The organism is Kitasatospora sp. MAA4, from assembly GCF_029893355.1.
Taxonomy (GTDB): domain Bacteria; phylum Actinomycetota; class Actinomycetes; order Streptomycetales; family Streptomycetaceae; genus Kitasatospora.
In genome coordinates this window covers 395,304-421,519 of the sequence record NZ_JARZAI010000003.1, presented here as the reverse complement: position 1 = coordinate 421,519, position 26,216 = coordinate 395,304, and the positions used below count along the sequence as shown (strand labels likewise).

30 protein-coding genes, 1 other RNA gene and 2 pseudogenes are annotated in these 26,216 nt (G+C 73.0%); 7 read left to right on the top strand and 26 right to left on the bottom strand.

Annotated elements, in window-relative coordinates; all coding sequences use genetic code 11:
* The 19 genes and pseudogenes from P3T37_RS06615 to P3T37_RS06520 form a co-directional block, all read right to left on the bottom strand.
* Nucleotides 1–397 (bottom strand): annotated as a pseudogene (locus P3T37_RS06615) (IS30 family transposase); the annotation flags it as partial.
* Nucleotides 398–552: 155 nt separating this feature from the next.
* Nucleotides 553–954: a low molecular weight phosphotyrosine protein phosphatase gene (locus tag P3T37_RS06610; RefSeq protein ID WP_280722461.1), complete on the bottom strand. Its 402-nt coding sequence runs from the start codon at nucleotides 952–954 to the stop codon at nucleotides 553–555.
* 14 nt (nucleotides 955–968) lie between these two features.
* Complete coding sequence (locus P3T37_RS06600) at nucleotides 969–2,378, bottom strand: ASCH domain-containing protein (RefSeq protein WP_348533219.1); 1,410 nt, start codon at nucleotides 2,376–2,378, stop codon at nucleotides 969–971.
* Nucleotides 2,379–2,521: 143 nt separating this feature from the next.
* Nucleotides 2,522–2,725 (bottom strand): hypothetical protein, encoded by a 204-nt coding sequence (locus tag P3T37_RS06595; protein ID WP_280722460.1) that lies wholly within the window; start codon nucleotides 2,723–2,725, stop codon nucleotides 2,522–2,524.
* Nucleotides 2,722–2,901: a hypothetical protein gene (locus tag P3T37_RS06590; RefSeq protein WP_280722459.1), complete on the bottom strand. Its 180-nt coding sequence runs from the start codon at nucleotides 2,899–2,901 to the stop codon at nucleotides 2,722–2,724. The genes P3T37_RS06595 and P3T37_RS06590 overlap by 4 nt, the downstream gene beginning before the upstream one ends.
* Nucleotides 2,902–3,099: 198 nt before the next feature.
* On the bottom strand, nucleotides 3,100–3,945 hold the full coding sequence (locus tag P3T37_RS06585; protein WP_280722458.1) for a helix-turn-helix transcriptional regulator: 846 nt from the start codon (nucleotides 3,943–3,945) through the stop codon (nucleotides 3,100–3,102).
* 28 nt (nucleotides 3,946–3,973) lie between these two features.
* Nucleotides 3,974–4,498 (bottom strand): DUF6879 family protein, encoded by a 525-nt coding sequence (locus P3T37_RS06580; RefSeq protein WP_280722457.1) that lies wholly within the window; start codon nucleotides 4,496–4,498, stop codon nucleotides 3,974–3,976.
* Nucleotides 4,470–4,733, bottom strand: coding sequence for a hypothetical protein (locus P3T37_RS06575; RefSeq protein WP_280722456.1), 264 nt, complete (start codon nucleotides 4,731–4,733; stop codon nucleotides 4,470–4,472). The genes P3T37_RS06580 and P3T37_RS06575 overlap by 29 nt, the downstream gene beginning before the upstream one ends.
* A 149-nt stretch (nucleotides 4,734–4,882) precedes the next feature.
* Nucleotides 4,883–5,413, bottom strand: coding sequence for a hypothetical protein (locus P3T37_RS06570; protein ID WP_280722455.1), 531 nt, complete (start codon nucleotides 5,411–5,413; stop codon nucleotides 4,883–4,885).
* Nucleotides 5,410–5,634 carry a hypothetical protein gene (locus P3T37_RS06565; RefSeq protein ID WP_280722454.1) on the bottom strand — a complete coding sequence of 75 codons (225 nt, stop codon included), beginning with the start codon at nucleotides 5,632–5,634 and terminating at the stop codon, nucleotides 5,410–5,412. The genes P3T37_RS06570 and P3T37_RS06565 overlap by 4 nt, the downstream gene beginning before the upstream one ends.
* Nucleotides 5,635–5,690: 56 nt before the next feature.
* Entirely contained in the window at nucleotides 5,691–5,867 is a 177-nt protein-coding gene (locus tag P3T37_RS06560; RefSeq protein WP_280722453.1) for a hypothetical protein, read from the bottom strand.
* Nucleotides 5,868–6,058: 191 nt separating this feature from the next.
* Entirely contained in the window at nucleotides 6,059–6,937 is an 879-nt protein-coding gene (locus P3T37_RS06555) for a hypothetical protein (RefSeq protein ID WP_280722452.1), read from the bottom strand.
* A gap of 1 nt (nucleotide 6,938) precedes the next feature.
* On the bottom strand, nucleotides 6,939–7,382 hold the full coding sequence (locus P3T37_RS06550; RefSeq protein WP_280722451.1) for a hypothetical protein: 444 nt from the start codon (nucleotides 7,380–7,382) through the stop codon (nucleotides 6,939–6,941).
* A gap of 11 nt (nucleotides 7,383–7,393) precedes the next feature.
* Nucleotides 7,394–8,191 carry a hypothetical protein gene (locus P3T37_RS06545; RefSeq protein WP_280722450.1) on the bottom strand — a complete coding sequence of 266 codons (798 nt, stop codon included), beginning with the start codon at nucleotides 8,189–8,191 and terminating at the stop codon, nucleotides 7,394–7,396.
* Nucleotides 8,188–8,388 carry a hypothetical protein gene (locus P3T37_RS06540; protein ID WP_280722449.1) on the bottom strand — a complete coding sequence of 67 codons (201 nt, stop codon included), beginning with the start codon at nucleotides 8,386–8,388 and terminating at the stop codon, nucleotides 8,188–8,190. The genes P3T37_RS06545 and P3T37_RS06540 overlap by 4 nt, the downstream gene beginning before the upstream one ends.
* A 108-nt stretch (nucleotides 8,389–8,496) precedes the next feature.
* A complete protein-coding gene (locus P3T37_RS06535) occupies nucleotides 8,497–9,660 on the bottom strand; it encodes a hypothetical protein (RefSeq protein ID WP_280722448.1) in 1,164 nt (387 codons plus the stop codon).
* Entirely contained in the window at nucleotides 9,657–9,845 is a 189-nt protein-coding gene (locus tag P3T37_RS06530; RefSeq protein ID WP_280722447.1) for a hypothetical protein, read from the bottom strand. The genes P3T37_RS06535 and P3T37_RS06530 overlap by 4 nt, the downstream gene beginning before the upstream one ends.
* The gene (locus P3T37_RS06525; protein WP_280722446.1) at nucleotides 9,842–10,024 is read right to left on the bottom strand and encodes a hypothetical protein; all 183 of its coding nucleotides are present in this window, start codon (nucleotides 10,022–10,024) and stop codon (nucleotides 9,842–9,844) included. The genes P3T37_RS06530 and P3T37_RS06525 overlap by 4 nt, the downstream gene beginning before the upstream one ends.
* On the bottom strand, nucleotides 10,021–10,173 hold the full coding sequence (locus P3T37_RS06520) for a hypothetical protein (protein WP_280722445.1): 153 nt from the start codon (nucleotides 10,171–10,173) through the stop codon (nucleotides 10,021–10,023). The genes P3T37_RS06525 and P3T37_RS06520 overlap by 4 nt, the downstream gene beginning before the upstream one ends.
* Before the next feature lie 216 nt (nucleotides 10,174–10,389).
* On the opposite strand from P3T37_RS06520, the gene P3T37_RS06515 reads away from it, so the two are divergent.
* A complete protein-coding gene (locus tag P3T37_RS06515; protein WP_280722444.1) occupies nucleotides 10,390–10,668 on the top strand; it encodes a hypothetical protein in 279 nt (92 codons plus the stop codon).
* Between the two features lie 222 nt (nucleotides 10,669–10,890).
* On the opposite strand, the gene P3T37_RS06510 is transcribed toward P3T37_RS06515, so the two are convergent.
* From P3T37_RS06510 to P3T37_RS06500, 3 genes and pseudogenes are all read right to left on the bottom strand, one after another.
* Nucleotides 10,891–12,330, bottom strand: a complete 1,440-nt coding sequence (locus tag P3T37_RS06510) for a hypothetical protein (protein WP_280722443.1) — start codon at nucleotides 12,328–12,330, stop codon at nucleotides 10,891–10,893.
* Between the two features lie 585 nt (nucleotides 12,331–12,915).
* Nucleotides 12,916–13,316, bottom strand: an RNA gene (gene rnpB / locus P3T37_RS06505) — RNase P RNA component class A.
* Between the two features lie 77 nt (nucleotides 13,317–13,393).
* A pseudogene (locus P3T37_RS06500) lies at nucleotides 13,394–14,785 on the bottom strand (MFS transporter); the annotation flags it as partial.
* Nucleotides 14,786–14,928: 143 nt separating this feature from the next.
* Here P3T37_RS06500 and yaaA point away from each other — a divergent pair.
* Nucleotides 14,929–15,720, top strand: a complete 792-nt coding sequence (yaaA, locus tag P3T37_RS06495) for a peroxide stress protein YaaA (RefSeq protein WP_280722442.1) — start codon at nucleotides 14,929–14,931, stop codon at nucleotides 15,718–15,720.
* A 4-nt stretch (nucleotides 15,721–15,724) separates the two neighbouring features.
* On the opposite strand, the gene P3T37_RS06490 is transcribed toward yaaA, so the two are convergent.
* The 3 genes from P3T37_RS06490 to P3T37_RS06480 form a co-directional block, all read right to left on the bottom strand.
* Complete coding sequence (locus P3T37_RS06490; RefSeq protein ID WP_280722441.1) at nucleotides 15,725–16,864, bottom strand: bifunctional RNase H/acid phosphatase; 1,140 nt, start codon at nucleotides 16,862–16,864, stop codon at nucleotides 15,725–15,727.
* Nucleotides 16,865–16,868: 4 nt separating this feature from the next.
* Nucleotides 16,869–17,612, bottom strand: a complete 744-nt coding sequence (locus P3T37_RS06485) for a C4-type zinc ribbon domain-containing protein (protein WP_280722440.1) — start codon at nucleotides 17,610–17,612, stop codon at nucleotides 16,869–16,871.
* A gap of 83 nt (nucleotides 17,613–17,695) precedes the next feature.
* Entirely contained in the window at nucleotides 17,696–18,538 is an 843-nt protein-coding gene (locus P3T37_RS06480) for a Nif3-like dinuclear metal center hexameric protein (RefSeq protein ID WP_280722439.1), read from the bottom strand.
* 296 nt (nucleotides 18,539–18,834) lie between these two features.
* Between P3T37_RS06480 and P3T37_RS06475 the strand changes: the two genes are divergently transcribed.
* The 3 genes from P3T37_RS06475 to P3T37_RS06465 all read left to right on the top strand — a co-directional run bounded on the left by P3T37_RS06475 (nucleotide 18,835) and on the right by P3T37_RS06465 (nucleotide 22,949).
* A complete protein-coding gene (locus tag P3T37_RS06475; protein ID WP_280722438.1) occupies nucleotides 18,835–20,637 on the top strand; it encodes a hypothetical protein in 1,803 nt (600 codons plus the stop codon).
* Nucleotides 20,634–22,616 (top strand): alpha/beta fold hydrolase, encoded by a 1,983-nt coding sequence (locus P3T37_RS06470; protein WP_280722437.1) that lies wholly within the window; start codon nucleotides 20,634–20,636, stop codon nucleotides 22,614–22,616. The genes P3T37_RS06475 and P3T37_RS06470 overlap by 4 nt, the downstream gene beginning before the upstream one ends.
* A gap of 174 nt (nucleotides 22,617–22,790) precedes the next feature.
* Nucleotides 22,791–22,949 (top strand): hypothetical protein, encoded by a 159-nt coding sequence (locus P3T37_RS06465; RefSeq protein ID WP_280722436.1) that lies wholly within the window; start codon nucleotides 22,791–22,793, stop codon nucleotides 22,947–22,949.
* 66 nt (nucleotides 22,950–23,015) lie between these two features.
* Here P3T37_RS06465 and P3T37_RS06460 read toward each other — a convergent pair whose 3' ends face one another.
* The gene (locus P3T37_RS06460; RefSeq protein WP_280722435.1) at nucleotides 23,016–24,092 is read right to left on the bottom strand and encodes a Zn-dependent alcohol dehydrogenase; all 1,077 of its coding nucleotides are present in this window, start codon (nucleotides 24,090–24,092) and stop codon (nucleotides 23,016–23,018) included.
* 319 nt (nucleotides 24,093–24,411) lie between these two features.
* On the opposite strand from P3T37_RS06460, the gene P3T37_RS06455 reads away from it, so the two are divergent.
* On the top strand, nucleotides 24,412–24,996 hold the full coding sequence (locus tag P3T37_RS06455) for a class I SAM-dependent methyltransferase (protein ID WP_280722492.1): 585 nt from the start codon (nucleotides 24,412–24,414) through the stop codon (nucleotides 24,994–24,996).
* Nucleotides 24,997–25,120: 124 nt separating this feature from the next.
* Nucleotides 25,121–26,212, top strand: coding sequence for a hypothetical protein (locus P3T37_RS06450; RefSeq protein ID WP_280722434.1), 1,092 nt, complete (start codon nucleotides 25,121–25,123; stop codon nucleotides 26,210–26,212).
* Nucleotides 26,213–26,216: the final 4 nt, after the last annotated feature.

The following is a 26,216-nucleotide window of genomic DNA, read 5'->3' as shown; positions in this document are numbered from 1 at the left end:
AGTGGCCCGACGTGCGCAGATCGCGGATCCGCTCGCGCTCGGACAGCGTCAGGAACCTCGGGTGAAGCTGCTTGTCCAGGGCGGCCAGGCTCACGGGTGCTGTGGTCACACCGCACATCGTGACGGTCCCCGCCGCGTAGTCGACACGGCGGCCGTCGGGATAGGTCCGTGTGGTGCGGCTCTTCTTGACGCCCCGGTCCCAGTCCCTGGCCGTGCGCTCGTTCACACCGACCCGCCGGGCCGCCTCCCGACGCGCGACACCCTCGGCCCGAAGCCGCTCGTACTCACGCCGTCCCGGATGCGGCCGCGGCATGCGCACCGAACTCCGCCCCGCTTTCCGGGCCCAGCCGAAGGCGGTGTTCCGATTCACGCCCAGCTCACGCGCCACCACGGTCACGTTCCCCACGACATCCAACCGCGCGAGGAACCGCTCCCTCAATCCTGCGAGACCACCACGCTCAACGCCCACGGTCCCCGCAACTCCCATCGATCACGGGTGTTGCGAGGACCGTTAGAACCCAAGGTCCGGTGGGGGCCTTCGTGCTGCTCGACTCAGATGATTGCCGGGGCGCCGGACACGATCACGTCCAGACAGGCCCGGAACGCCGTCTCGGGCTGTTCCCACGGGTCGGGGACGTCTCGGCCGTCCAGGTACCGGCGGAGCTTCAGAGCGTGGGCGCCGGCGATCTGCCGGAGCGCGTCCAGTACAGCCGCGTCCATCGCTATCACCAGGTCTGCCCAGGCGAGCAGTTCCGGGCTGATCTGCTCGCCCCGGTGGCCGGTCAGGTCGTAGCCGGCGCCGGCCGCGACCTTCACCATGAGCGGGTGGGCCGGCTCGCCGATGTGCCACGGCTTCACGGCCGCCGCGCGGGTCTGCACCGCGCCTGCGCCGAGGTCGGCGAGCACGGCGGCGGCGAGCGGGGCCCGGCAGTGACCGCCCTTGCAGACGGTCAAGATCCGGCGTGGTGTCACGGGTTCACGCGCTCGATCTCGATCGCGATCACGCCGAGTGCTTCCTTCTCGGGCGGGAAGATCGCGTGAATCGCCTTCAGCTGCTCTTCCTCCGTGGCCTTCGGGTTCACCGCCTCTACCTTCTCGGTGCCGAACATCTCCTTGAACGTCCGGTAGGTGGCGACGCGCTTGACCCGGGTCAGGCACGAGTCTTCCCGGCACGTGAAGTTGATCAGGTCGCCGGGCCTGATGCGCTTCATGGAGTCGTACGCGACGCGGATTTCGACGGTCTTGGAACCGTCGGCGATCAGATCGAAGTACTGCCGGTAGATCGCCATGTTGCGGGGTCGGGCCGGGGTGCTGTTGTGCCGCCGGGGCGCGGGGCGGGTGGTCATGAGGCGTCCCAATTCTGTTGTGGTGTAAGAGCGGTAGAAGTGGCGCGGGTCGGACAGCATGAGCCGGGCCGTCTGGTCGAGTTGACCAACGTAACCAGCCGCAGAGCCGGGCCACAGTGAGGGATCGAGCATCCACCCGAACGAGTCGGGGTCGCCCGGTTCCGAGTCGCGTATGAGCGACTTCGACAGCTTCCCGCCGTCGGGGGCGAGAACCTGCGGAGTGAAGATCCGCGGTGGGGTGTCGGCGGTCCCGAGAACGGCGTGGGCGCCGTCCACGAGTTGGCAGCCGTACGACCAGTCCGCGCCCTTCACCATGACGTGAAGGGCGGTGTCGTCGCGGGCGTACAGGCGTTCCTTCACGACGTTGCGGTACAGCGTGGACAGGTCGATGTACCCGCCGCCGAACGGGTCCACGTCGGCTTCGTAGCGGCCGTGGTTCAGGCACACGGAGGAGAACAGCGCGCCGGAGTCGTCCAGCTCGATCAGGCGCGTCTCTTCGGCGTACTTCTGCGCCCACCCGCATTGCGGGCACGGGATGCGGATGTGCGCCGATCCGTCGGTGGGTGAGAGCCACCACCGGAAGTCGTCCAGGTGCTCAAGGGTGCGCAGGAACTCGGCGCGGTAGGCGGGGGTGTCCTGCTGCTCGCTGTAGGTGGTGACGGTGTACGGGATTCCGGTGCTCGCCGACAGGGCGTCGAACAACGGCCGGTAGTGCTCGGTCAGCATGGTGTCGATCTCGCCGGGGGCGAGCGCGTGACGCCATGCGCGCTGGTAAGTCAGGCCGGTGTCCGGGTCGGTGGCGGTCTCGGCCGGCGCGTTGTCGAGCGCGAAGAACGAAACCACGGGGTCGGCGCCGAAGGCGTCGCGGGTCTGCTCGGCCATGAGGAACGCGAGTGACTGAACCAGGTGCGTGCCGATGTGGGGGTGGCCGTTGATCTGCGTCCCTACGACGAATTCGACCGTGTTCGCGGTGGATGCCAGGACGCGGGGCCGGAGGACGTCAAGGCTGTCCTCTACGGCGTTGGCGAGCACGTTGTTCGGGGAGGTGAGCTGAGCTGTCACGGTGTCTCCCTTTCCTCGTACGGGTGGGGTGGTGCCGGCCGGCCGTGGGGAAACTGGTGCGGCCGGCACCGGTCCGCCGGGCCGGTCCACGGGAAGGCCGGCCGGGCGGAGTCTCATGCGGCGTCGTCGCCGTCGGGGTCGAGCGGGGCCAGGCACGCCAGTGGGGCGGTCCACTCCTTACCGCCGCCGATAGGGCGCATCCACGCGTACTTTCCCGAGATGAAGTGGACGATCTCCTGAATCTGGCCGATGCGGTCGCGCCTGGTGTCGCGGGCAGCGTTGCCGACGGTCCACTCGGGTTCGGTGGTGGTGGTCATCGCAGGCCCCCGTGACGGCGGCGCAGGCGGCCGGCGGCGAGCTGACGCAGCACCAGCTGACGGCGAAGCGCCCGGTTCCCGTTAGGGATGTAGATGCTCAGCCGCCCGTCGTGAGAGGTCTCGGCGTAGACGAGTGCGCGGCGGCGTGGCGACTCGGAGGAAACGGCGGCGGACACGGGGGCCTCCCTGACGGTCGAGACGGTGTGAGAGCCGACCGCACGGGGGTGACGGCCGGCTCCCGCTCGGGGGCTGGTCCGCCCGGTGCGTTTCCACGGATGCCGAGGGGGATCGGTTGTCCTCGCACCGGGCGGAGTACCAGACTGGCCATCAGAACTGCTTGTTCTCAAGGCACTTGCATGCACGTGCACGGCAATCTAGGCGACGGCATCCAGCGCCTTGTTGATCAGCGCCCGTGCGGCCGGCCCGTAGACCGCGTGGTCAGCGAGCCGGGTAAACGCCTTCAGGTACAAGCCGATCTCGCTGGGCTGCGTGACGTGGAGCGCGGCCGAGAGCGTTTCGACGTGCACGCGGCCATCATCGAAGGCGGTGAACGTCTCCAGCGGCCAGACGGTACGGGGGGTGTCGGCGGGGATGACGCCGAGCGCGACGGCCGGCGACGACATCACCGACAGCAGCGACGCGAGCTGTACGGCCATCGTCTCGGCGTCGCCGATGCGGTGGTGCAACACCTGTTCCTCGATCAGCAGAACGCACCGGTGGCGGCCGTCGTGGATGACGGCGGAGCGTGCCATGCGTGCGCGCACGGCAGCTTCAACGTCGTCGGGGGTGCCCTGAAAGTCGGTGATCATCCGCAGCAGCGCGGCGGCGTATCCCGGGGTCTGGAGTAGCCCGGGGATGACGTTGGAGCAGTAGACCCGGAACAACTTGGTGCGCTCGTACAGGGGCATGCCGGCCTGGTGAACGCGGCGAAGGCCAGTGCGGTGGAGCTTGCGCCATTCCTGGTACATCTCGCCGGCCTGCCGGTTGGCGGCGATGAGGTCGGCGGCCTGGTCGGCGGCGTCGCAGGCGTGGCACCACGCCCGGATATCGGCGTCGGACGGCGGTGTCTTGGCGTTGATGATCCGGGACGACTTCGACGGGTGCCAGTCGCACAGGACCGCCAGCTCTTGGCCTTGAAGCCCGGCGTCCAGCATCAGGTCACGAAGGCGGCCGGCGACGGCGACCCGCGCGGATTGGGCGCTGGGAGACGGGGAGGACATGAGGGCTGGCGGTCCGGTGCTCGCAGGGTCAGACGGCGTACTGCTCGTGCGGGGTGGCGCGCTCCCACACGGTTTCGAAGGCGTCGGCGCACAGCTTGGCCACCGCGGATTCGTCGGTGTAGGTGTACGCGGACCACGCGCCGTCGCCGGTGAAGTGGTGGAACCGGATCAGCCGGCCGTCGAACAGCCAGAAGTCGTTGCCAGGGAGTGCGATGTCGGACGCTTCGCGGCGGGGCAGCCAGCGCACCTGTTCGCCGGCGGCGACGTTGGTGAACGTGCCGCTGTGCTCGTAGCGGATGTACTCGGTGACCGGCTCGGAGACGATCCGGGCCCGACGCACGACGACGCCACGGTCAACGGTCTCGCTGATCAGGTCCAGGAAGGGGCGCCACCACGACGCCCGGTCGGCGGGGTCGTACCGGAACCCGTTGCGCCACGCGGCGAACGCTTCCTTCTCCTCGTTCACTCCGTAGCTGTCGCGCATCTCCAGGTGGATCGCGGAGTGCTCGGCCGCGCGGATGAGTTCAGCGAAGGTCGGTTCGTTCGGCGGCATCGCACGCCTTTCTCAAGATCGGCACCATGCGGGCCGGAATGCGGATCACGGATTCGCCAGCAGGGATGCCCGGGGTGTGGCCGGGCGCCCACGCCTTCGCGCTGATCTCGGTGACGGTGGCGTCGTCGGCGTCCCATGCTTGGACCAGGATGTCTCTGGTCTCGTCGTCCACCCATACCGTCGGGCTGTTGTCGTCGCCGGTCTCCGGGTCTATGCCTTGGAAATTTAGCGGCATCCCGTTCCCCTCCTCGCATCGGTTGCGTGTGATTGCACGATTTCGCGTGAGTGATGGGGCGTCAAGGGCGCACGGTGGCGCGGCTGACCCGGAGCGGACGACGGCCCGTCCTGTCCTCGCGGTACCAGGAGGGGCCGTCGTGGTGTCGGTCAGGCCACCGTGGCGCCGGCGGCGATCCGGACCGCGTCCAACGCGGCCCGGAGGTCGTCACTCTGGCCGGCCATGGCGCCGTCAGAGTCCAGGTGCTGTGTCCGCTCGGCGCGCTCCAACGCGGTCGCGGCGCCGTCGATCCCGGCTCGACGCGCGGCTTGCGCGAGTTCGAACAGGACCGGCGGCGAGTACTTCGGGCTCGGCAGGTGCTCGGCGAGCAGTCGGCCGAGTTCTGCGCGGGCCCACCGGCAGTAGGCCGGCCCGGTCTGCGCGTCCGCGTACTGGTCGGCGTCGGCGCGGACGTCGCCGGCGTCGCACAGGTTGAGCGTCTGGGCGTGGCGCATGGCGGCGATCATCTCGCGGTGCGCGGCGAGATAAGCGCCGAAGGTGGCCGGCGGGCAGGCGTCGCCTGTGCGCTGCACAGCGGCCCGCGCGGCGTTCAGGGCTCGTCGGGCGGCGCCGAGCCGGGAGACGGCTGCCGCGACCGCGCCAGCGTCCCGCACGGCGCCTTCGATGGCGTCAGCAGTCATGCGGCTGCCCCCTCGGTGTCGTCGGCGGTGCAGGGGCAGCCGGCGACGGCGGCCCGGTCCTGCGGGTGGGCGACACAGTCACAGGGGATGCCGAGGGCGGCAGCGCGCTCGCACAGTCGGCGGGTGCAGCAGTCGCAGCCAGCGCACGCGTCGGGGCCGGGGCGCATCCACCGGTGACCGTCGGGTGCGTCCAGCGTGGAATCCTCAGACCAAGTCGTCATGGTTCATACCTTTCAAGGCAGTTAGGTGGATTGTGACATTCTGAGCCGACGGGCTGTCACTGTGCGTGCTGCCAGATCCATCGCAGAGCGCCGAGGGCGAGGCAGCCGGCGAGCGTCCAGACCCAGAGCATCGGGTCAGCTCGTTCGGCGTTCGACGCGAGCCGTTCGCCGTCGGGGGTCATGCCGTGGTGGACGGTTCGGCGGTGGTCGGAGCGGGCGTTCTCGGCGTCCACGCGGCCCATCCATCCGGTAGCGGTGTTGCAGGTGCCACAGCGGTACTGCCAAGCCATATCGGGTGTCCCAACGGGTCGGGCCGGCCCCTTTCGAAAGGGGCCGGCCGACGGGTAGATGCGGGTGTAGATCGGGCGGTAGATGGGGGATGTAGATGGCGCGTGAGCTGCGGATCTACACCCCCCGAGCGGGGTCATGAGGCGACGGCGGGGGAGGGGTTGGAGTCGGGGTCTGGTCGCCGCTTGCGGAGGGTGGCCAGCAGCCCCCGAGCGGGGGTGCTGACGGGGGTCTCGACGGGGGTGGTCGGGGTGGTCGCGGGGGCCCGGTCCGGGGTGGTGGTGAGGTGCTCGGTAAGGGTGCTGATGACGTCCGGCAGGGGGCTGCCGAGAGCGGCTGTCAGGTCGTCCAGGTGGATGCCCCAGCTGACTCCGTCGGGGGTGCGCACGGAGCGCCGGACGGGCACCCCGAGACGGGTGGTGTGGTTACGCATCGTGGTGACGTCCCATGTGGCGAAGGCGGGGTGCTCGGGGTGGTCGGCTGCGATGCGGTCGGCGATCCGGCCGAGCAGCGCCCCGCGCCGGCCGTTCAGCTCGGCTTCGCGGACCGCCTTGAGGATCTGGAGAGTCAGCCACAGGTCGGCGTACTCGGTGTCTACCGGCCGGGTCGCGGTGGTCTGCTGCTCCCCCGTCTTGTGATCGTTCTCCGGGTCGTCCGCGTGGTCTTGGTCGGGCTCGGCCTGGTCGTCGTCTTCGTACACGCCTTCGTCGTCCCGCTCGGCGGCGTCGGCCTGGTCGTCGTCGGGCTCGGCGTCGGTCAGCTCGGTGAACTCGCCGGCGCGGCCGGCGACGACCAGCGCCCCGAGCGTCCACGCGCCGCCGTACCACCAGCCCAGTTCGGGCCGGTGGTCGGCTACGTAGGCGGCAACAAAGGCGGGGACGGCGATCACGACCAGGCGGCCGGCGGCGTCGCCCTTCTCGCCGGCCTGCGTCCACCGCCACGTGACGCCCAGCATGGTCACGCTCGCCCGCAGGACGGCGGGGACAGTGCGGCCGGCTATGGCCTTCGTCTGCACGTCAGGCCCCCAGCAGCGCGAGCGGGATGCTCAGGATCGAGACGACACCTTGCGGGAGGCTGCCGGGGTCGGCGGCGAACGCGGCGCCGGCCAGCATCCCGAGGAACACGGCGGTGGCGGGGACGAGTCGAGCGAACAGACTCAGGACGACGACGATCAGGCAGACGGCGCCGATCCCGATGCCGCCGAGTGCGGGGTTGGTGGCCATCGTGTCAGTGATCGACTGGAACGCGGCGCCGATGTCGTGCCAGAACGCGGGGGCCTTGAGAAACGCGGTCTCGGCGATGAACCCGACGATCTGAGCCGGGCCCGACGCGAGCTTCTTCTTACCCTTGCCGATCACGCCAAGGACCATCACCAGCAGCAGGACGGCGGCGACGCCGGCGGCACTGACGCCGCCGATCGCTGCGGCGGGGGTGGCGGCGGCCAACTCGATTGCGGACATGCGGGGTTCTCCTAGCGGGCGGTGTAGAGCATGGCGGCGACGGTGATTGACGCGGCGGGGACCTTGACGAAGGTCCAGTGCAGGACGGCTTGGGCGGTGTGGTGGCGGAAGATCCACGCGGTGATGCGGTAGGCGGTGGTGCCGGCGATGGACGCGGCGGCGAAGCAGGCGACGGCGGTAGCGAACGGCGTGAACGGGAGCCATGCCGGCGGGACAGTGCCGGTCATCCATGCGGGGGTGGCGTGCATCCACGCGAGGACGAGTTGCGGGATGCCCTGCGACCAGTGGCCGGTGAAGCAGCCGGCCGTGCCTGCGCCGGCGGCGACGGCTGCCGCGTTGTGCAGGATCAGGCGTTGGCGTCGGCTGCGGGACCACCACCACTCGACCAGCGACGACGCGACCTGTTCGCGCTGGTGGTGGAAGTCCTGCGCGACGGTGCGGGACTGCCGGCGGCGCTTCGGGCGCTTTCCGGGCTTCGCCGGCGGCTCGTCGTCGGTGTCGGCCGGCTCGTCTTCGGCCGGCTCTTCGGCTTCGGGCTCGGTGTCGTCCGGCTCGGGCTGCGCGTGCTCGGGCTTCGTGAGCTGGACCGGTGCGGGGTCGGCCGGCTGCTGCTCGGGCTCGGCGGCCGGCTGCGGCTTGTGCTCCCACCAGGTCGTGTCGTGGCCGACGGCGGGCGGGTAGGCCGGTGGGAGCGGGATGCGCGGCGGCTCGGCGGCCGGCTGCGGCTTGCGCCCCCACCAGTGGGTTACGTCTTCGGTGGGTCCGGCGATGATCTCGGCCGGCGTGGGGGTGTGCTCTTCGGTGGTCATGCCGGCCGCTCCCCGAGCAGTCGCAGCAGGGCGGCGCGGGTGTGCTGCTCGGCCGGGGTGCTGGCCGGCGGCTGCGTGGGCTCGGCCGGAGTGGTGATCGAGCCGATCGGCAGGCGGGTGATGGTGGGCTCGGTGTCGTCGGCAGGGCGCCGGCGGAACAGGCGGAGCGCGCGGAACAGGCGTGCGCAGGCGTGCATGGGTGACTCCCCCCTTGGGATGATCGTTGGTCAGGTCGCGGGGCTGGTCGCCCGTGGCCGTGGCCGGTGCGCCAATGGATCGGCTGCGCCGGCCGCGACCATGGGCGGTCAGGGCTGCTGCGGGTACTCGGTCAGTGCCTTGCGCAGGGTGCGAGGATCGACGCCGGCCTTCGCGGCGTACTCGGCTTCGGTGACCGGCGAGCCGTTGCGGACCAGGTCCCACCAGCCCTCGGCGAGCTGTCGCCGGCGCTGCGCGTGCTGGTCGGCGAGCTTGCGCCGGCCGTTTTCCAGCGGGTTGCCGGCGGGGGGCTGCACGCGGGGGCGCACGGCTTCCGGTGTGCTGGGCTCGACCTGCGGGTTTGTCGATTCGTCGGTTCCGGTGTGCGGGGGCTGGACGTTGACGGCGCGGAGTGCGCTGTTCACCGCGTCGATCAGCGCGCGGGCGGTCTCGTCGGCAGTCGGCACGGCCGGCACGGGCTGTGTCGGCGGCAGCGCCGGCCACACGACGGGAGGCTTCGCGGGGGTCTTGAACACAGGCGCCGGGGCGGCCGGCAGGCTGTTCGTGGTGGATGCGGGTGGGAGTGCCGGAGCGGCGGGTTCCTGCGGCGCGGCCGGCAGCGCGAGGGGCGCGGGCGCCCCGTACAGGGTCGAGAGTGCGGCGTCGGCGCCCTGCGTCATGCGGTCCCGGTGCACGCCGACCAGGCCGGCGCTGACCGTGACATCACCCTTGCCGAGCCGTTCGGCGAGCTCCCACATCTTCCGCTCGGAGTCGGCGCGGGTGGCTTCGTCGGGGTGCTGCTGGGCGCGGGCCTGGTGGTAGGCGATCTGTCGGACGGTGTCGGCGGTGCGCCGCTGGACATCGACGTCAACGCCGGTGCGGTAGACGGCGACTCGTCGGGCGATCAGGGCGACGCCTTCGGCGCAGGTGGACATGCCGACCGGGCTGACGGCGTACACGGCGGCGTCGCGGAACGTGTGGGCCTGCGACCCGATGACCACGGAGGCGACGGCCGGAACGACCCACATTCCGTAGCGGACCCACGCGGGTGCGGACTGGCCGATCATCACCAGGGCGAGCACCACGAGCGCCATGATCATGGTTGCGCCTTCGCCGGCGGCGACCATGCTGATTGCGGTGCCCGAGCCGTGCCAGACGCGGTTGACGTTGGTGTAGGTGCCGACGGCGCCGGCCGCGCCGATGCCGAGCATGGCGATCAGGACGGCTGTCAGGATCGCGGCCTGTGCCTTCGTCAGGGTGGTTCGGGTGGTCACGGGTACTCCGGGGTGAGGATGCGTTGGGCGGCGTGGTTGTGGTGGTGGGCGTCGTCAGCGAGCTGATCGAGCGCGCCCACCAGGGCGTCACCGAGCTCGGTGGCACTCGGGTCGGTGCCGTAGAACTCGGCGAGCAGTGCGGCGGTGGCGGCGGTGGAGTGCTGCCGGCGTTCGGTGCGGGTCATCGGCCCCACCCCCGGGAGTTGCGGGGGTTGCGGTCGGCCGACCGGGCGCGCAGGCGTTCGGCGAGCCGGCCCCGGTCCTCCCATGCCTGTCCGGCGCGGGCCGACTTGCGAACGTCCTTCGCGCGGCGTGCGCGGGTGGCTTCGGGAGTGTTGCCGGTGATCTTGTCCCACAGGTTCATGCGGCGCCGCCGAAGGTGCGCTGGGTCGGCCTGGTGGCGGCCGGCGCGAGGATGCCGGCGATCCAACAGCGGCCGGCGGCAGCGGTGTCGGCGTTCTTACAGGCGATACGCGGGATGCGGGGGCGTTCCTGCGGTACGGTCTTCGGCATGGCTAGCTCCTAGGTACATAGGCGCTGGTCGCAGGCCCCAACTCCGCCGTTTGCCCGGCGGGTTGGGGCCGTTTGCGTTGGGGGCTTCCCTTGCAACGATGATGGACATTAAAGTCCGGACATGCAAGTCCCTATTCGTGTTGTCAGGGAGGACGGATGCACAGACGACCAAGACCGGACGTGTGGGACCGGACACGGAAGTGCCACCATGTGGGCATGCCGCCCGCACGCCGATGGAAGATCCGCAGCCCCGACGCACAGGCCCACGCCGACGCTGCCGAAACGGAGATCAGGGCTCTACGCAAGGCCGTTGACGACGCCGAGGAAGCCCTGAAGACGGCCCGTAGCGCGCTCGCGCAGAGCATCGCGCGCCATGTCCAGTCGGACGTGGTGACGCAGGCCGAGGCCGGCCGCGCGTCGGGGTACGACACCCGGCACGTCAACCGGTTGATCCGGGAGGCCGGCGTCCCGCCGAAGCGCGGCGCCGACACCTGACTGACCGTCCATGGTCCCCCGCTGCACCAGGTGCGGCGGGGGCTTCCGCATGCCCTCACTCGGCGCCGTCCTGGCCGTCTAGCTCGAACAGGCGTGGCTGCCAAGCGGCGTGAACCGCACCGCCGCAGGGACAGCGGCACGGCGTGCTCGGCGACGCTTCGTGGCAGGAGAGCGACGCGCACCCGGTGCGCTCGTGCGCCGGCGATATCGGGCCGATCGTGGTCATGCGGCACCCCACCGGGTCGTGATGTGGCCGATCAGGGATTCGCCGGCGCTGGGCTCGGCGTAGGTGTAGGCCGGCGCGGGGCCGTAGGGCTCGAACTCGACCGGGACGCCCGTCACGTCGGGGCCGAGCAGCGAAGCGAGCGCGGCGCGGGCTTCGGCCATCTCGGCGGGGTCGTCGGTGGGGACGACGGTGCGCATGCCGGGGATCAGCACGAAGGCGCGGCCGGTGCAGGAGTCGCACAGCGCGCCAGGACGCGGGACCGGCTTGCGGCACATCCCGTGGTCACCGTCGCACTCGGGGCCGTTGCCAGCGACCACGGCCGCCGCGTGGCGGCCGAGCACGCCGGCGACGGCTTCGGGCTGCGGGGTGGGGCGCTCGGCCGGGGGCTGCTCAGCCGCCAGCAGAGCGCGCAGGTCGGTGCGCATCGCGAGCCGCAGCCGGGTCGCGATGATGGCGGCCGGGCTCGCGGTGAAGTTCTTCGGGAGTGCCCACGGGGTCCACCAGCCGGTCAGCCAGCGGGTGACCTGGTCGCCGGTCCAGCCGGCGGCGAACAGGCCGTCCACGGCCGCGCCCTGGTCGCTGAGCGCCGATCCGGTTAGCCGGAAGTCGGGGTGCGTGGCGGCAACTGCGACCAGGAACCGGACGCCGTCGGTCAGCCGGAACGGCCGGTGGCGCGGCTCCTTCGGGGTCGGGCCGGTCTTCGTCCTCCTGCTGCTCGGCTTCCCGTTGGCCGTTTCGGGCGCCTCGCGCGCGTCCTCCCGCAGGTTCTCAACGGTGAGAAGTTGATCACCGTCGTCACCACCCACAACGGAAATCGGAGCACTCTCACCAGCCACAGAGGTAGATCCCTGAGAGGTAGAACCCTCTGGTGTGATCTCAGTGTCCAGGGGGGGTGTGATCCTGTTGTCCACCCCTTCGGCTTCGAGAACGCGGCCGGGGACGATGCGCGCGGGGGCGTAGACGCTGGCGTTGCCGGGGATGCCGTGGACCTCGTACAGCCACCCGTCGGCGAGCAGCGCGGCGCGGTGCCGGCTGATCGTGCGCGGGTGAACGGGCTTGCTGTCCTGGCGCGGGATTAGCTCGGCGATCCGGGCGGCGGTCTGCTCTCGACTGACGGACCGACAGTAGGCGTACGCGGCGAAGGTGGCGAAGGTACGGCCGGCGAGCACGATCCACGCGCCCGGGGCGATCCACACGAACGCCTCGCGTGGCCGTAGCCTGCGAGCCTTCCGAGCCACCTGGCCGGTACGGGAGTCGTAGCCGCCGGCGAACACGTACTCGTTCGTCTCCAACCACGTGATCTCGCGCTGCACTGCCTCGCGGGACGCGCCGAGCACGTCAGCGATGTACTGCGCGGACGCGGTGCACCCCTGCGGACGGGAGCCGAGATCGGCGATCTCCAGGAACACGCGGGCGGTCAGGATGCCCCGAGCCATGATCGCGATGGGCAGCGCTCGGCGAGTGTCGGCGTGCGCGAGGGCATGGCACCGGCGCTTGCCTGCGAGTTCACTCGGGTGGGCTACCGGCGACACGCCGGGAGCTTGATCGAACTGGCCCGATTCGCCGGAGTTCCGGGGCTGCGGAACGGACGGGCGGACGTGACTGATCGGGGTGCGCTGTGGCACCCTTGGGGCTGCGATGAGCACTGGAGTTGGTCTCCGGTGTGCGGGTCCAACCGAAGCCCCTGCAAGGGCGGAAGTCAGACGTCGTGGACGTGGATTCGTGATCCGCTGTCGCACCCACGCACTTCGAGTGCGGCACCACAGAGAGCCCGACCAGGTACGAACTGGTCGGGTTCTCGTGCGTTTCGGGCACGGCGAAGTACCCGGCCGGCCGCGCCGGAGCGCCGGCGGCGGGTGCGTGAAGGCATGCCGAGAACCCGCCCGGCGAACGCCGAGCGGGTACACAACGGATACACAGGTATGCGGGAAGCCCCGGGAAATCCAGGGAAAACGTGCCCTCGACACGGGCACTCGTCCACGCTCCGACCAGGGCAAAAGCCCTGGTCGGAGCGGGTACGGCGGACGAGTCGGCCTGTACGCCGGGTTCTGTCTCCCTCGGCCTTGCGGCCTTCGGGGAGGCGGTCATCCATCTAGGGCTGCCGTTGCCGACAGCCTCGTGCGGTCTACCCGCGGGCTTGGGCGAGCAGCCCTCGAACACCCGCGCACGGTGCCCGGGGGCACCGATCTTGACCTTGCTCCGGGTGGGGTTTACCGAGCCGGCCGAGTCACCTCGGTCGCTGGTGGTCTCTTACACCACCGTTTCACCCTTACCTGCGGCCGAAGCCGCAGGCGGTCTGTTTTCTGTGGCACTGTCCCGCGGGTCACCCCGGGTGGGCGTTACCCACCACCCTGCTCTGTGGAGCCCGGACGTTCCTCGGCGGGACCCTCACGGGACCCGACGCGACCGCCCGGCCGGCTCGTCCGCCGTACTGGTCATCGTAGCCGGTCGGAGAGGGCCGGCCGGACCGCCGTCCTCGGGGGCGAGGGCGGCGGAGACGGTGGCGCGGGCCCAGGGGGTGGTGGTGACCAGGCCGAGGACGAGGACGACCAGGCCCAGGCCCGTGATGATCCACCAGCCCGCGTGGCTGGCGGGGGCGAAGCCGGTGGCCATCGGGCCGACCACGGCCGAGGTGACCACCGTGCCCACCACCGCGACGCCCAGTGACTGCCCGACCTGACGGCTGGTGGAGGCGACCGCCGCCGCGACACCGGCCCGCGAGCGGGGCATGCCGGAGACGGCGGCGTTGGTGATCGGGGCGTTGACCATGCCGAAGCCGAGCCCGAACAGGGCGTAGGCGACCAGCAGCAGGGCCGCCGGGGAGGCCGCGCTCAATCCGGTGAGCAGCAGGCCGCTGGCGACGAAGGCGCCGCCGGCGATCAGCAGCGGCACCCGGGGGCCGCGCGCGCCGACGATCCGTCCCGACAGCGGGGCGCAGACCAGGGTGAGCCCGGCCATCGGAAGCGTCCACAGGCCCGCCTCGACCGGGCTGTAGTGGCGGACGTCCTGGAGGTAGAGGGTGTTGAGGAAGAGGAATCCGCCGAGCGAGGCGAACGAGCAGACCGCGATCACCGTCGCGCCGGTGAACGGGACGCTGCGGAAGAACCGCAGGTCGAGCAGCGGTTCGGCGCTGCGGCGCTCCCAGAGCGGGAAGGCGGTCAGGGCGGCCAGCGCCACGGCGGCCAGGGTGAGGATGGCGGGCGAGGTCCAGCCGTGGCCGGGGCCCTCGATGATGGTGGCCGTCCCGGCGCCGAGCGCCACCAGCGCGAGCAGCTGTCCGACCGGGTCGAGTCGGCGCGGGTGCTCGGCCCGCGACTCGGGGATGTAGCGGGCGGCCAGCAGCCAGGCGAGCAGGCCGATCGGCACGTTGATCAGGAAGATCGAGGGCCAGCCCGCGCTCTCCACCAGCAGCCCGCCGACCAGTGGGCCGAGCGCCATGCTGATGCCGACCACGCCGCCCCAGACGCCGATCGCCTGGGCCCGTTCGCGCGGGTCGGTGAAGACGTTGGTGATGATGGACATCGCGACCGGGTTGAGCATCGAGCCGCCGATCGCCTGAAGCGCGCGGAACGCGATCAGCCAACCCAGGCTCGGCGCGACGCTGCAGAGCAGCGATCCGAGCACGAAGAGCAGCAGGCCGGTCTGGAAGATCCGGCGCCGGCCGAACCGGTCGGCCACCGAGCCGGAGAGCATCAGCAGCGAGGCCAGCACCAGGGTGTAGGCGGCGATGATCCACTGCAGACCGGACGCGGGGGCGTGCAGGTCGCGCTGGATCGAGGGCAGCGCCATGTTGACGATGGTGTTGTCCAAGCCGACGATCAGCAGGCTCAGGCAGCAGATGGCCAGGATCAGCAGCCGCCTGCGGCGGGTCGGCTGGGCTGTTTCGTCAATCACCCCTGCATTGTCGCATTGGTGGGATGAATTTCGGGAGCGGGGTCGCGCAGGGTCTCAGCAGCTGGAACGGACCGGCGGGCGGCGGGCCCCGCCCGGGTAGATTGCTGTCAGTCGATCCACGTTCTGAGGAGAACCACCCGATGTCGTTCCTGGTCCTGCTGCCGCCGTCGGAGGGCAAGGCCCCCACCCGGGAGGGCGCGCCGCTGGACCTGGCCGCACTGTCGCTGCCCGGGCTGAACGGCGCGCGGGCCCGGGTGCTGGACGCACTGGTGGAGCTCTGCCGCGGCGAGGAGGACACCGCCGCCGAGGTGCTCGGGCTGAGCCAGGGCCTGCGCGGGGAGATCGCCCGCAACGCCGGGCTGCCGACCGCGGGCACGCTGCCGGCCGGCGAGGTGTACACCGGGGTGCTCTTCGACGCGCTCGGGCTGGCCAAGCTGGACGAGGACGCGTACGCGAGGGCCGAGCGTTCGCTGCTGGTCTTCTCGGGGCTCTGGGGAGCGGTCCGGGTGGGCGACGCGATCCCGTCCTACCGCTGCTCGGGCGGGGTGAAACTGCCTCCGCTGGGGGCGCTCGGAGCGTATTGGCGGCGCGAGATGGCGGACGTGCTGCCGGCCGAGGCGGGCGGCCTGGTGCTGGACCTGCGCAGCGCGGCGTACGCGGCCTCCTGGAAGCCGTCCGGGGACGTGGTGGCCCGGACGGCGACCGTCCGGGTGCTCCAGGAGCGGGACGGGAAGCGCTCGGTGGTGAGCCACTTCAACAAGGCGACCAAGGGCCGGCTGGTCCGCGACCTGCTGGTGTCCGGCGTCGAGCCGACGGCGCCGGACGAGCTGGTCGACGCGCTGCTCGGGCTCGGCTACACCGTGGAGGTCGCGGCGCAGGGCACCGCCCGCAAGCCGTGGCAGCTCGACGTCGTGGTGACCGACGTGCACTGACGAATCAGCGCAGGTGGCTGGTGTCGTTCAGCAGCTGCACCGAGGCGTTGCCGTCGGAGTAGTACTGCACCGCGCAGACCGAGGCCGCCGCGAGCTCCATCCGGTACACCGCGTCCGGTGGGGCGCCCAGCGCCAGCCGGACCAGGGTCTTGATCGGGCTGACGTGCGAGACGACCAGCACGGTCTTGCCGGGGTAGCGCGACAGGATCCGGTCCCGGGTCACGCCGATCCGCTGGGCCAGCGTGGTGAAGCTCTCGCTGCCGCCGGTCGGCTTCGCCCGGCTGGAGGCCAGCCAGGCGTCGAGGTCCTCGGGGTGGCGCTGCTGCACCTCGGCGAAGGTCAGGCCCTCCCAGTCGCCGAAGTCCAGCTCCCGCAGGCCCTCCTCGATCCGGACCGTCAGGCCGAGCCGCCGGGCGACCGCCTCGGCGGTCTGCCGGGTGCGCAGCATCGGCGAGCTGACCACGGCCTGGATGTCGCCGCGCGCCGCGAACGCATCGGCGGCCCGCTCGGCCTGCCACAGGCCCTTCTCGGAGAGCTCCGGGTCGCTGCCGCCACTGCCCGAGAACCGCTTCTGCGGGGTGAGCGCCGTCTCGCCGTGGCGCAGCAGGACGAACGTGGTGGCGATGCCCAGCGCGTCCGGGTGCGACCAGCCCGCCTTGGGCGGAACCGGCGCAAGATCCGTCTCTACGACGTCAGCCGCCGGACGGTCCTTCGGCTCCCACTGCCGCCCGGCCGCGCCCGCGTCCATCGCTTCGTTCGCCAGCCGGTCGGCGTCCTTGTTCCGCTCGCGCGGGATCCAGGAGTAGTCGACCTGCGAGCGCGGGAAGACGGTGCGCGCCTCGGCGGCCAGCGGCTGCATGTCCGGGTGCTTGATCTTCCAGCGCCCGGACATCTGCTCGACGACCAGCTTGGAGTCCATCCGGACGTCCAGGGTGGCCGACGGGTCGATCTCGTACGCGGCCCGCAGACCGGCGATCAGTCCCCTGTACTCGGCGACGTTGTTGGTCGCCCGGCCGATGAACTCGGCCGCCTCGGCGATGATCATGCCGGTGTCACCGTCGCGGACCACCGCGCCGTAGCCGGCCGGGCCCGGGTTGCCCCGGGAGCCGCCGTCCGCCTCGATGATGAACCTGCGGGCCGTCACGGGATCAGTTGCCCGAGTCGGCGGTGCGCACCAGGATCCGGCCGCAGTTCTCGCAGCGGACCACGGCGTCCTTCGGCTCGGCCTTGATGGCGTTCAGGTCGTTGGTGGAGAACTCCACCCGGCAGCCCTCGCAGCGGCGCTGGTAGAGGCGCGCCGCACCGACGCCGCCCTGCTGCTCGCGCAGCCGGGTGTAGAGCTTGAGCAGGTCGGCCGGGATCACCGCGACGACGGTCTCGCGGTCGCGGGCGACCTTGGCGACCTCGACGTCGATCTCGGCGAAGGCGGCCTCGCGACGGGCCTCCGCCTCCTCCAGCACGACGGTGGAGTGCTCCAGACGGGCCGTCAGCTCGGTGACCCGGGTCTGCGCGGACTCGAGGCGCTCCATCACCTCCAGGACCACGTCCTCCAGGTCGCCCTGGCGCTTGGCCAGCGAGCCGGTCTCGTGCTGGAGGTTCTCCAGGTCCTTGGCGGAGGTGACCGAGCCGGAGTCCATCCGCTGCTGGTTGCGGGTGGCACGGGCGCGGACCTGCTCGACGTCCTGCTCGGCCTTGGTCAGCTCGCGGGCGGTGTCGCTCTGCTGGGCCTCGGCGGCCACCACGAGGGACTTCAGCGCGGTGTGGTCGGCGGTGGCCTTGTCGATCTCGGCGTGCTCGGGCAGGGTGCGGCGCTTGTGGGCCAGCTGGTCGAGCTTGGCGTCGATGGCCTGCAGGTCGAGGAGACGGATCTGGTCGGCGGGCGCGGCGTTCAAGCGGGGGGCTCCTGAGGTGAAGATGTCGAGCTGGGCGGAAGTGTCGATGCGCCCGGCGTGCGGGCGCGGGGGATCCGGAGGGATCAGGGCGAGGCGGTGAACGGCATCGGCGCGTGCGCCGTCCACGGATCGGTGACCCGGGTGGAGACTCTGGTCTCCAGCGGCCAGCCGAGCCGTGCGGCGTCCGCCCCGAGCTCACGGGCGGCCGCGGCCAGCCAGGGCCACTCGGTGGCCCAGTGGGCCGCGTCGATCAGGGCGAGCGGTGCGGCCTCGGTGGCCTCCGAGACGGGGTGGTGGCGCAGGTCGGCGGTGACGTACGCGTCGACGCCGGACTCCCGGACGGCCGCGAGCATGCTGTCGCCCGAACCGCCGCAGACGGCGACCCGGCTGATCAGCCGGTCCGGGACGCCCGCCACCCGCACACCCGTCGCGGTGGCCGGCAGCCCGGCCGCCACCTGGGCGGCGAACGCGGACAGCGCCATCGGCTCGGGCAGCTCGCCGATCCGGCCGCCACCCCGGCGGCCCGCCGGGTCGGTCGGGTCCGGTACGAGCGGGCCGGTGATCCGCAGGCCGACCGCCTCAGCCAGCGCGTCGGAGACGCCCGGGTCGGCGTGGTCGGCGTTGGTGTGGGCGACGTGCAGGGCGATCCCGGCGCGGATCAGCGTGTGCACCACGCGGCCCTTGAAGCCGGTCGCGGCGACGCTGGTGGTGCCGCGCAGATAGAGGGGGTGGTGGGTGACGACCAGGTCGGCGCCCCACTCCACGGCCTCGTCGACCACCGCCTGGACGGGGTCGACGGCGAACAGCACGCGCCGCACCTCGTCCTCGGGGTCGCCGCAGACCAGGCCGACGGCATCCCAGGACTCGGCCCACCGGGGCGGGTAACGCTCTTCGAGCACGCTGATGACGTCGGACAGTTTCGGCACCCGTTGAGACTACCGCGCGCAGCCACCCGGCCGGGGCAGAGGCCGGGCGGGTGGCCCGGGTCGCCGGCCCGCACAGCCGCTCGTCAACCGCACGAACACCCCCGCTCAGGCGTGGCGCCGCCGAAACGGATCCGGATCACCCGTATGAGTGAAGTGACTGGTGTAGCCGTTGAGCGGCCCTGGGACAGGAAAGTAACTTCGCTGATGCGAACGGGAGTTGTCCCGACCATGCGTTCACCCTGTCGAGGTGGACAGGTCGGTTCCGGAGCAGCCGACAACAGAGGGGTGTGAAGCAGATGGGGGCACGCACACCGCTGCGGCCGGCCGGGGGGCCGGGACGGGTGGACGACGAGCACGACCAGGACGACTGGGACGACTGGGACGACGACCGGGACGAGCCGGAGGTCGAACCGGACACCGAGCCGGAGGTCGTCAGGGGCGCGCGGGTGGTCGGCCCCGTCGAGGGGAGGGGGTCGACCGGGCACGGTGGTCCGCTGATCGGCGGCCGGTACGCGCTCACCGCGGCCCGAGCCGCGCAGGGGCCGGTGCGGGTGTTCCTGGGGACGGACACCCGCACCGGCGCGCAGGTACTGGTCAGGCAGGCCGGGGAGGGGCCTGAGGCACGGGCGGAGCTGCGCCGCGAGGCCCGGCTACTGGCCCGGCTGGAGGGGCGGGGGCTCGCTCCGCGCCCCTTGCAGCTGATCGAGCGGGACGACTCGCTGCTGCTCGTCCAGCAGCACCTGCCGGGCCAGTCGCTGGACAGCTGGGTCGCCGCCCGGCTGCCCGGGGACGGCACACCGGGCGGGCTGCCAGGTGTGCCGTGGGCCGAGGCCCGGCCGATGGCCCTGGCCCTGCTCGACCTGGTCGAGCAGGTGCACGCGGCCGGGCTGGTGCTGCGCGGCCTCGCGCCGGATCGGGTGATCGTCCTGCCGGACGGACGCCCGCTGCTGGCGGACCTCGCGGCCGCCTGCCCGGCGGGCGCCGTCGCGACTCCAGCCGTCGCGACTCCAGCCGTCGCGACTCCAGCCGCCGCGCCACCGACAGGCCGCCCCGGCTACCGCGCCCCGGAGCAGGACACGACCGCCATCACCCTTGCCCTGTACGGAAGTTACCCGGCAGAGCCGGAGGCGGACCGGTTCGCCCTGGGCGGCCTGTTCTTCCTGCTCGCCACCGGCCACCACCCGCTGCTGCCGCCGAGCCTGCCCCGGTCCCGCCCCGAGCCGGAGCGGCTCGCGCGCTGGCTGGCACTGGCGTCCCGCGAGGGACTGACGGCCCGGCGCCTCTCGGCCGCCGTCCTCGGCCTGCGCGCCGAGCAGCCGCAGCGGCGCTGGGGTACGTCCCAGGTGCGCGAGGCTCTCGGCGCACCGCCCGAGCAGGCGAACGAACCGGACCGGCAGGTGGAGCGCCTGCTGCACGACGGGCTGCGCCACCTCGCCGCGAGCGTCACCCCGCACCGGCCCGACCGGCTCTGGCCGTCCGTTCCCACCGGGCCGGCCCTCGCCGTGCTGGCCCGGGCCGCGGTCACCGCGGGCCTGCCGTCCGAGCTGCGCGAGCTCAGCGCCCGGACGGCCCGGACCGCCGCCGCCTGGCTGGAGCGGCGCTGCGCCACCGCGGGCACCGCGGCCCGGCTCGGCGGCGACGACCTCCGGGCCCTGCTCGACGCCGCCGACGTCCTCGGCGATCACGCTCTCGCCGCCCGGGCCGAGCGACTCGCCGGACGCCTGCCGCTCGTCGCTGCCGAAGAGCCCGTCGCTGCCGAAGAGAAGGACGCGCACGGCACCGCCGCCGGCGACCGCGCGCTCGCAGCCGGCCGGCGCCTCCTGGACCGACAGAGCGCACCGGACGCCCCCGGCTCGCAACCATGCGCCGGCGACGGCGCGTTCCTGCTCGACCTGGCCGAGGCCACCGGGGAGGCCCGCTTCCGCGCGGGCGCCGAAGCGGTGGCCCGAGCCCTGGTGGCCAGGGCTTCGCTGCACGACGGACGCCTGCTGACAGACCCCGACGGAGCCGGCCCGGGCGGGCACCCCGAGACCGCCGCCGACACGCTGGCCTTCCTCCTCCGCCTGCGATACGGCACCCCCGGGCCGGCCGCCGGATGAGCGCCGCCCTGCGCACCGCGGCGGCCCGTTCGCTGCGCCGCCTGAGCTTCACCTTCGCGCCGGACGGCTCGCACGCCGCCTGCCTGGCCGCCGGCACCGACGGCGGCTGGTACCCCGAGAGCTGGCGGCTGGACGGCGCCGCACCGGCCCACCCGACCCCCCTGCCGCTGCCCGGCGGCCGCTCGGAGAGCCTGCGCTCGCAGCTGCTCGCGCTGCCCGACGGCCGGGTGCTGCTCTGTCGGCACGAGCGCGAGCGGCACGACCTGGTGCTGCTCACCGCCGCCCCCGACACCGGCCACGACATCACCGAACTCCCGCTTGCCACCTTCCAGTTGCCCGGCCTGCGACTCCTCCCGCTGCCCGCCGCCGGCGGTCCGCTCGCGGTCGCCCTGGGCACCGAGGCCGGGCCGATGACCACCGTCTGGCTGATCGGCGCGGACGGCGGCGGGCCGCACCGGGTCGCCGAGTTCCCCGGCCTGCACGGCGGCGGCGTCTGGCTGGACCGCGCGGGGCGGCTGCTCGCGCTGGACCGGGTGCACGCGGGAGCCGTCCGCACCGTCGTCCTGGATCTCGACCACGGCTCGGTGACCCCGCTGCTGGAGATCGGCGAGAGCAGCAACGACCGCCTGGTGCTCTTCGACCCGGACACCGGGTTCCTGGTGCTGCGCAGCGACGCGGCGGGCACCGACCGGCTGGGCTGGGGGGTGCTCGGCAGCCCGGAGCCGGTGCGGTTCCCGGAGTGCCTCCAGCTGCCCGGCCTCTTCCCGCGCCCGGTCGCCGTGGAGCCGGGCGCCGCGACGGCGGCGCAGAGCCGGGTGGCCGTCCAGATCGACCGCGGCGCGGCCTCCGGGCTCGCGCTCTGGCGGCCCGCCGACGGACGGCTGGAGCCGCTGCCGGTGCCGCCCGGCCGGCTGGGGGTGGTGGGCCACTGGTCGGCGGCCGGGCTCCGGATGCCGTACTCGGCGCCGGACCGGCCCGCCGCGCTCGCCACCCTGGACGTGGACGCGCTGCTCGCGGCCGGCGCCGCACCCACCGCCGGAGCAATCCCGCTCCAGTTCGCGCCGCTGGGCACCGTGCGCAGCGCCACCGGGCCGCCCGCGCCGCACACCGCAGGCCGGACCGGCTTTCGCCTGGACGGCAGCGCCACACCCACCGACGGCAGCCGCTGGCACCCCGCGCGCAGCGTGGACCTGGCCGGACCGGCCGGGCCGATCGAGGCGGTGCTCTACGGCGGCGAGGCCTGGCTGAGCAGTCCACACCTGGTCCTCGCGCTGCACGGCGGCCCGGCGGACGCCTGGCGGCTGGAGTTCGACCCGGCCCTGCAGCGGATGGCCGCCGCCGGTCTGGCCGTGCTGGCACCCAACCAGCGCGGCAGCACCGGCTACGGACTGCCTCACGCGATGGCCGTGCACGGCGCCTGGGGCGGCCCGGACCTCCAGGACGTCCTGTACCTCCTGGACGGCCTGGCCGGGCAGCGGGCCGCGCTCGGCCTGGAGGCGCCCGCCCTCTTCGGGGTCAGCTACGGCGCGTTCCTGGCCCTGCTGACCGCCGCGCACGCGCCCGCCGACCGGATCTCGCGCTGCGCGGTGGTGGCTCCCTTCCTGTCCGGGGCGCGCCTGCTGGCCGAGGCCTCACCGGCGGTCCGGGCGCTGACCAGCCGGCTCGGCGGCGCCGACCCGATCGACGACGAGCGCGGCCCGCGCGACGTGCTCCGGCTCGCCCACCGGCTCGGCGCGCCGCTGCTGGTGATCCACGGCGACCGGGACGAGGTCGCCCCGGTCAGCCAGTCCCGCGCGCTGCGGCAGGAGCTGCTGCGGCACGGCCGCGTCGAGGGCACCGACTTCCGGTACGTCGAGGCGGCCGGCGCCGGGCACGAGCTGCTCGCCGAGGAGGGCGCGGCCGCACTGCACGAGCTGCTGGCCGAATTCCTGCGCACGGGAAGCACGGGCGACACGGGCAGCACGGCCAGGACCGGCTGAGGCGGCAGAAGCGCGTCAAGTTAGGGTGACGGACGAATGGGGCGTGAGAGCCCCGGCGTGGCGCGGGGTACTGCGGCGCTCCGGGGGAACACTCCCCACAGTCGGCCGGCTCACGGCCGACGGTGCCCTACGGCACCGCAGACCCGCACCCTCGCACGGAGAAGACGAACTCACATGTCCGATACCCTCACCGACACCACCGAGCACGGCGCCGACGAGGCCACCTCCGAGGACCCGATGCACGGCCGGCACCGCGGTGTGACCGCCGCCGACGACGCCCCCGAGGCCGACCCGCACGGGCGGCACCGGCTGGGCACGGCCGACGCCTCCTGATCCCGTCCGCATCTCGTGGGCCCGCTGCGCTCGGCGCAGCGGGCCCACGAGATCTCCGGACAGGGTTCAGAGCGTGATGACGGTCCGCAGTGCCTCGCCGCTGCGCATCTGGGCCAGCGCGAGGTTCACCTCGTCCAGTTTCACCCGGTGGGTGATCATGCCCGCCAGCTCCAGGCGCCCGGTCCGCCAGAGCTCGACCGCCAGCGCGACCGTGCGGGCCACCTCGTCGCCGCCGTACATCGAGGGCAGCAGGCGCTTCTCGTTGAAGAACAGCTCGGCCATGCTGAACTGCGCCGTGTCGTCCCGGGCCCCCGCGCCGATCACCACCACCGCGCCGCCACGCCGCGCCGCGTCGTAGGCCGCGCGCACGGTGGCGCCGCGGCCCACCGCCTCGAAGACGTAGTCGAAGCCGCCCGAGGGCAGGCTCTTGGCGGTGGCCTTCAGCTCCTCCGGCGCGATCGCATCGGTGGCGCCGAAGGCGACCGCCCGCTCCCGGCGGGAGGCCACCGGGTCGATCACGGTGATCCGGGCCGCTCCGCAGACCCGGGCGCCCTGGACGGCGGCGATGCCCACGCCGCCCGCGCCGATCACCGCGACCGCGGCCCCCGGCTCGACCCGCGCGGTGTTGACGGCGGCGCCCAGCCCGGTGGTGACCCCGCAGCCGATCAGCGAGGCCAGCTCGTACGGCATGTCGTCGGGCACCTTGATCACGCTCTCGGCGGCGACCACGATCTCCTCGGCGAAGGTGCCGGTGCTGTAGAAGCCGAAGGCGTCGGTGTCGGCGCCGATCCGGAAGCTCGGGACGCGCAGCCGGCCCAGGCTGTCCACGCACAGGTGGCCCTGGCCGCGCCGGCAGTGCGGGCAGCGGCCGCAGGGAGCCATCCAGCAGAGCACCACGCGGTCACCGGCCGCCAGGCCGCGCACCCCTTCGCCGACCTCGACCACGTCGCCCGCGCCCTCGTGCCCGGGGACGAACGGCGCCGGCTGCGGGAGGACACCGCTCATCGCCGAGAGGTCCGAGTGGCAGAGGCTGGTCGCGCGCAGCCGGACCCTGACCCGGCCGGGCCCGAAGCCCACCGCCTCGACGTCGTCGCGCACCTCCAGCTCCTGATCGCCGATGGTGTGCAGAACCGCTGCGCGCATGCTGGCCCTCCCGGTCGTCGCCGCAGAAAAGGTAGAACCCGTTCTACCGTGCGGAATTGTCCCCCACACCGCAGCTATACCGCACCCGCCGGGGGCCCGGAAGTCCGGGAAGGGCGCCGGAACGGCCAGGAAGGACCGCCTACCGGCCGGTAACCGGCGGCGCGGGCCGATCGAGTAAGGTCCCGGACGAGGCGCGCTGCCGCACCGAGCCGCGCCGGACACCGCAGGACACAGGGAGAGCCACCAGGTGACCGACCCCCGGGCGCAGTCCCTCCCCGCACCCGAGGTGCTCGCGGCGTTCGAGGCGGCCACCGGCTTCATGCCCGTCGACGAGGGCCTCGCCCTCTACACGGCCGCGGTCGAGGCGGCCCGCGGCACCGGGCTGCCGGTGCTGGAGATCGGCACCTACTGCGGCCGCTCGGCGATCCTGCTGGCCGCCGCCGCCCGCGAGGCCGGGACGGTCGCGCTGACCGTCGACCACCACCGCGGCTCGGAAGAGCAGCAGCCGGGCTGGGAGTACCACGACCCGACGCTCGTCGACCCGGCCGTCGGCCTGATGGACACCCTGCCCCGGTTCCGCCGCACCCTGCACGCGGCCGGCCTGGAGGACCACGTGGTCGCGCTGGTCGGCCGGTCCCCGCAGATCGCGGCCCTCTGGGGCGGCCGGCTCGGCCTGGTCTTCATCGACGGCGGCCACACCGACGAGCACGCCACCGGCGACTACGAGGGCTGGGTGCGGCACCTGGCCGAGGACGGGCTGCTGGTGGTGCACGACGTCTTCCCCGACCCGGCGGACGGCGGGCAGGCCCCCTACCGGGTCTACCTGCGGGCGCTGGCCGAGGGGTTCGAGGAGATCTCGGTCACCGGCTCGCTGCGCGTACTGCGCCGAACGGCCCGCGGCTGACCGGAGGGTGATTCCCCGCCTCCCCCGGGAGGCTCCACCCCCGCCCCGGGGTCGGCGGGTACGGTGTCGGGCTAAGGGCCAGAGGCGTACGGGCGTACACGCGGCGGAAGGCGGGGGCCACACCATGACGGACCAGAGCGAGCCGACACCGGCGGTCTGGGACCCCACCGCGCGCGACGGCGCCGGCGGCTGGGTCCGGTGCCCGTCGCCAGGAGCGCGGCCCGCAGCGCCCCCCGAGCCCGCAGCACCCGAGACCGGCGCGGTGGGCGACCAGGGGCCGCCGCTGACGGCGCGCCCGTATCTGCAGTCCTTCCTGGACGCCCCGGCCGTCGGGTCACCGCCACCCGCACCGCCCGCCGGCGCCGGGCACGGCTACCCGCCACCGCCACCGCTGCCCCCGCCCTACCCGCCGCTCGCCGCCGGGCAGCCGCCGTCCTCGTACTCCTACGAGCCGGCCCCGGCTCCCGCCCCGACCCCCGCGCCGACCCCCGCGCCGACCAGGCGCAACCCGCTGCTGCTCGCCGCCGGCGTCCTGCTGCTGCTCGCCGTCGTCGGCGGCGCGCTGGCGCTCTCGAACGGCGGCGGCGCCGGCAAGGCCCAGGTGAACGCCGCGCCGCCCGCCACCGCCTCGCAGCACCCCGTCGACACCCCGTCCACCCCTGCCGCCACCCCCGGCGCGAGCGCGAGCGCCGCACCGAGTACGAGCGCCGGCGTGGGCGCGGGACCGAGCCTCGGCGCCACCGCCGGGCCGAACGCGCTGAGCCAGGCCCAGGCGCTGGACGGCCTGCTGACCCGCGGCGAGGCCGCCAAGGCGCCGATCGGCAACGCGGTGGCGATGGTCGCCAGCTGCCCGGCCAAGGCCGACATCGACAGCGCGGCACAGGTCCTGGACACCGGCGCCACCCAGCGCGACCAGCTCCTCACCGAACTCGGCAAGCTCAACTTCAGCGACCTGCCGGGCGGCAGCGATGCCGCGCAGAGCCTGCGGACCGCCTGGCAGCAGTCCGAGGACATCGACCACTCCTACGCCGCCTGGGCGCGCACGGTCAGCGCCCAGGGCTGCGGCACCGCCAAGACCGCCCCCAGCACACCCGACAAGCAGCACGCCGACGACCTCAACCCGCAGGCCACGCAGTCCAAGCAGGACTTCGTCGCCAAGTGGAACGCGCTGGCGGGCACGTACGGCCTGGCCGCACGGACTTGGGACAGGATCTGACATC

What these genes read in the sequence shown, in the direction of transcription:
- P3T37_RS06595 (WP_280722460.1), bottom strand. Translation starts at nt 2,725, where the DNA reads ATGACCACCACCACCGAACCCGAGTGGACCGTCGGCAACGCTGCCCGC.
- P3T37_RS06515 (WP_280722444.1), top strand. Translation starts at nt 10,390, where the DNA reads ATGCCGCCCGCACGCCGATGGAAGATCCGCAGCCCCGACGCACAGGCC.
- P3T37_RS06470 (WP_280722437.1), top strand. Translation starts at nt 20,634, where the DNA reads ATGAGCGCCGCCCTGCGCACCGCGGCGGCCCGTTCGCTGCGCCGCCTG.
- P3T37_RS06520 (WP_280722445.1), bottom strand. Translation starts at nt 10,173, where the DNA reads ATGCCGAAGACCGTACCGCAGGAACGCCCCCGCATCCCGCGTATCGCC.
- P3T37_RS06570 (WP_280722455.1), bottom strand. Translation starts at nt 5,413, where the DNA reads ATGACTGCTGACGCCATCGAAGGCGCCGTGCGGGACGCTGGCGCGGTC.
- yaaA (WP_280722442.1), top strand. Translation starts at nt 14,929, where the DNA reads ATGTCGTTCCTGGTCCTGCTGCCGCCGTCGGAGGGCAAGGCCCCCACC.
- P3T37_RS06475 (WP_280722438.1), top strand. Translation starts at nt 18,835, where the DNA reads ATGGGGGCACGCACACCGCTGCGGCCGGCCGGGGGGCCGGGACGGGTG.
- P3T37_RS06460 (WP_280722435.1), bottom strand. Translation starts at nt 24,092, where the DNA reads ATGCGCGCAGCGGTTCTGCACACCATCGGCGATCAGGAGCTGGAGGTG.
- P3T37_RS06565 (WP_280722454.1), bottom strand. Translation starts at nt 5,634, where the DNA reads ATGACGACTTGGTCTGAGGATTCCACGCTGGACGCACCCGACGGTCAC.
- P3T37_RS06545 (WP_280722450.1), bottom strand. Translation starts at nt 8,191, where the DNA reads ATGACCACCGAAGAGCACACCCCCACGCCGGCCGAGATCATCGCCGGA.
- P3T37_RS06510 (WP_280722443.1), bottom strand. Translation starts at nt 12,330, where the DNA reads ATGGCTCGGGGCATCCTGACCGCCCGCGTGTTCCTGGAGATCGCCGAT.
- P3T37_RS06530 (WP_280722447.1), bottom strand. Translation starts at nt 9,845, where the DNA reads ATGACCCGCACCGAACGCCGGCAGCACTCCACCGCCGCCACCGCCGCA.
- P3T37_RS06580 (WP_280722457.1), bottom strand. Translation starts at nt 4,498, where the DNA reads ATGCCGCCGAACGAACCGACCTTCGCTGAACTCATCCGCGCGGCCGAG.
- P3T37_RS06585 (WP_280722458.1), bottom strand. Translation starts at nt 3,945, where the DNA reads ATGTCCTCCCCGTCTCCCAGCGCCCAATCCGCGCGGGTCGCCGTCGCC.
- P3T37_RS06450 (WP_280722434.1), top strand. Translation starts at nt 25,121, where the DNA reads ATGACGGACCAGAGCGAGCCGACACCGGCGGTCTGGGACCCCACCGCG.
- P3T37_RS06550 (WP_280722451.1), bottom strand. Translation starts at nt 7,382, where the DNA reads ATGTCCGCAATCGAGTTGGCCGCCGCCACCCCCGCCGCAGCGATCGGC.
- P3T37_RS06465 (WP_280722436.1), top strand. Translation starts at nt 22,791, where the DNA reads ATGTCCGATACCCTCACCGACACCACCGAGCACGGCGCCGACGAGGCC.
- P3T37_RS06540 (WP_280722449.1), bottom strand. Translation starts at nt 8,388, where the DNA reads ATGCACGCCTGCGCACGCCTGTTCCGCGCGCTCCGCCTGTTCCGCCGG.
- P3T37_RS06525 (WP_280722446.1), bottom strand. Translation starts at nt 10,024, where the DNA reads ATGAACCTGTGGGACAAGATCACCGGCAACACTCCCGAAGCCACCCGC.
- P3T37_RS06575 (WP_280722456.1), bottom strand. Translation starts at nt 4,733, where the DNA reads ATGCCGCTAAATTTCCAAGGCATAGACCCGGAGACCGGCGACGACAAC.
- P3T37_RS06455 (WP_280722492.1), top strand. Translation starts at nt 24,412, where the DNA reads ATGCCCGTCGACGAGGGCCTCGCCCTCTACACGGCCGCGGTCGAGGCG.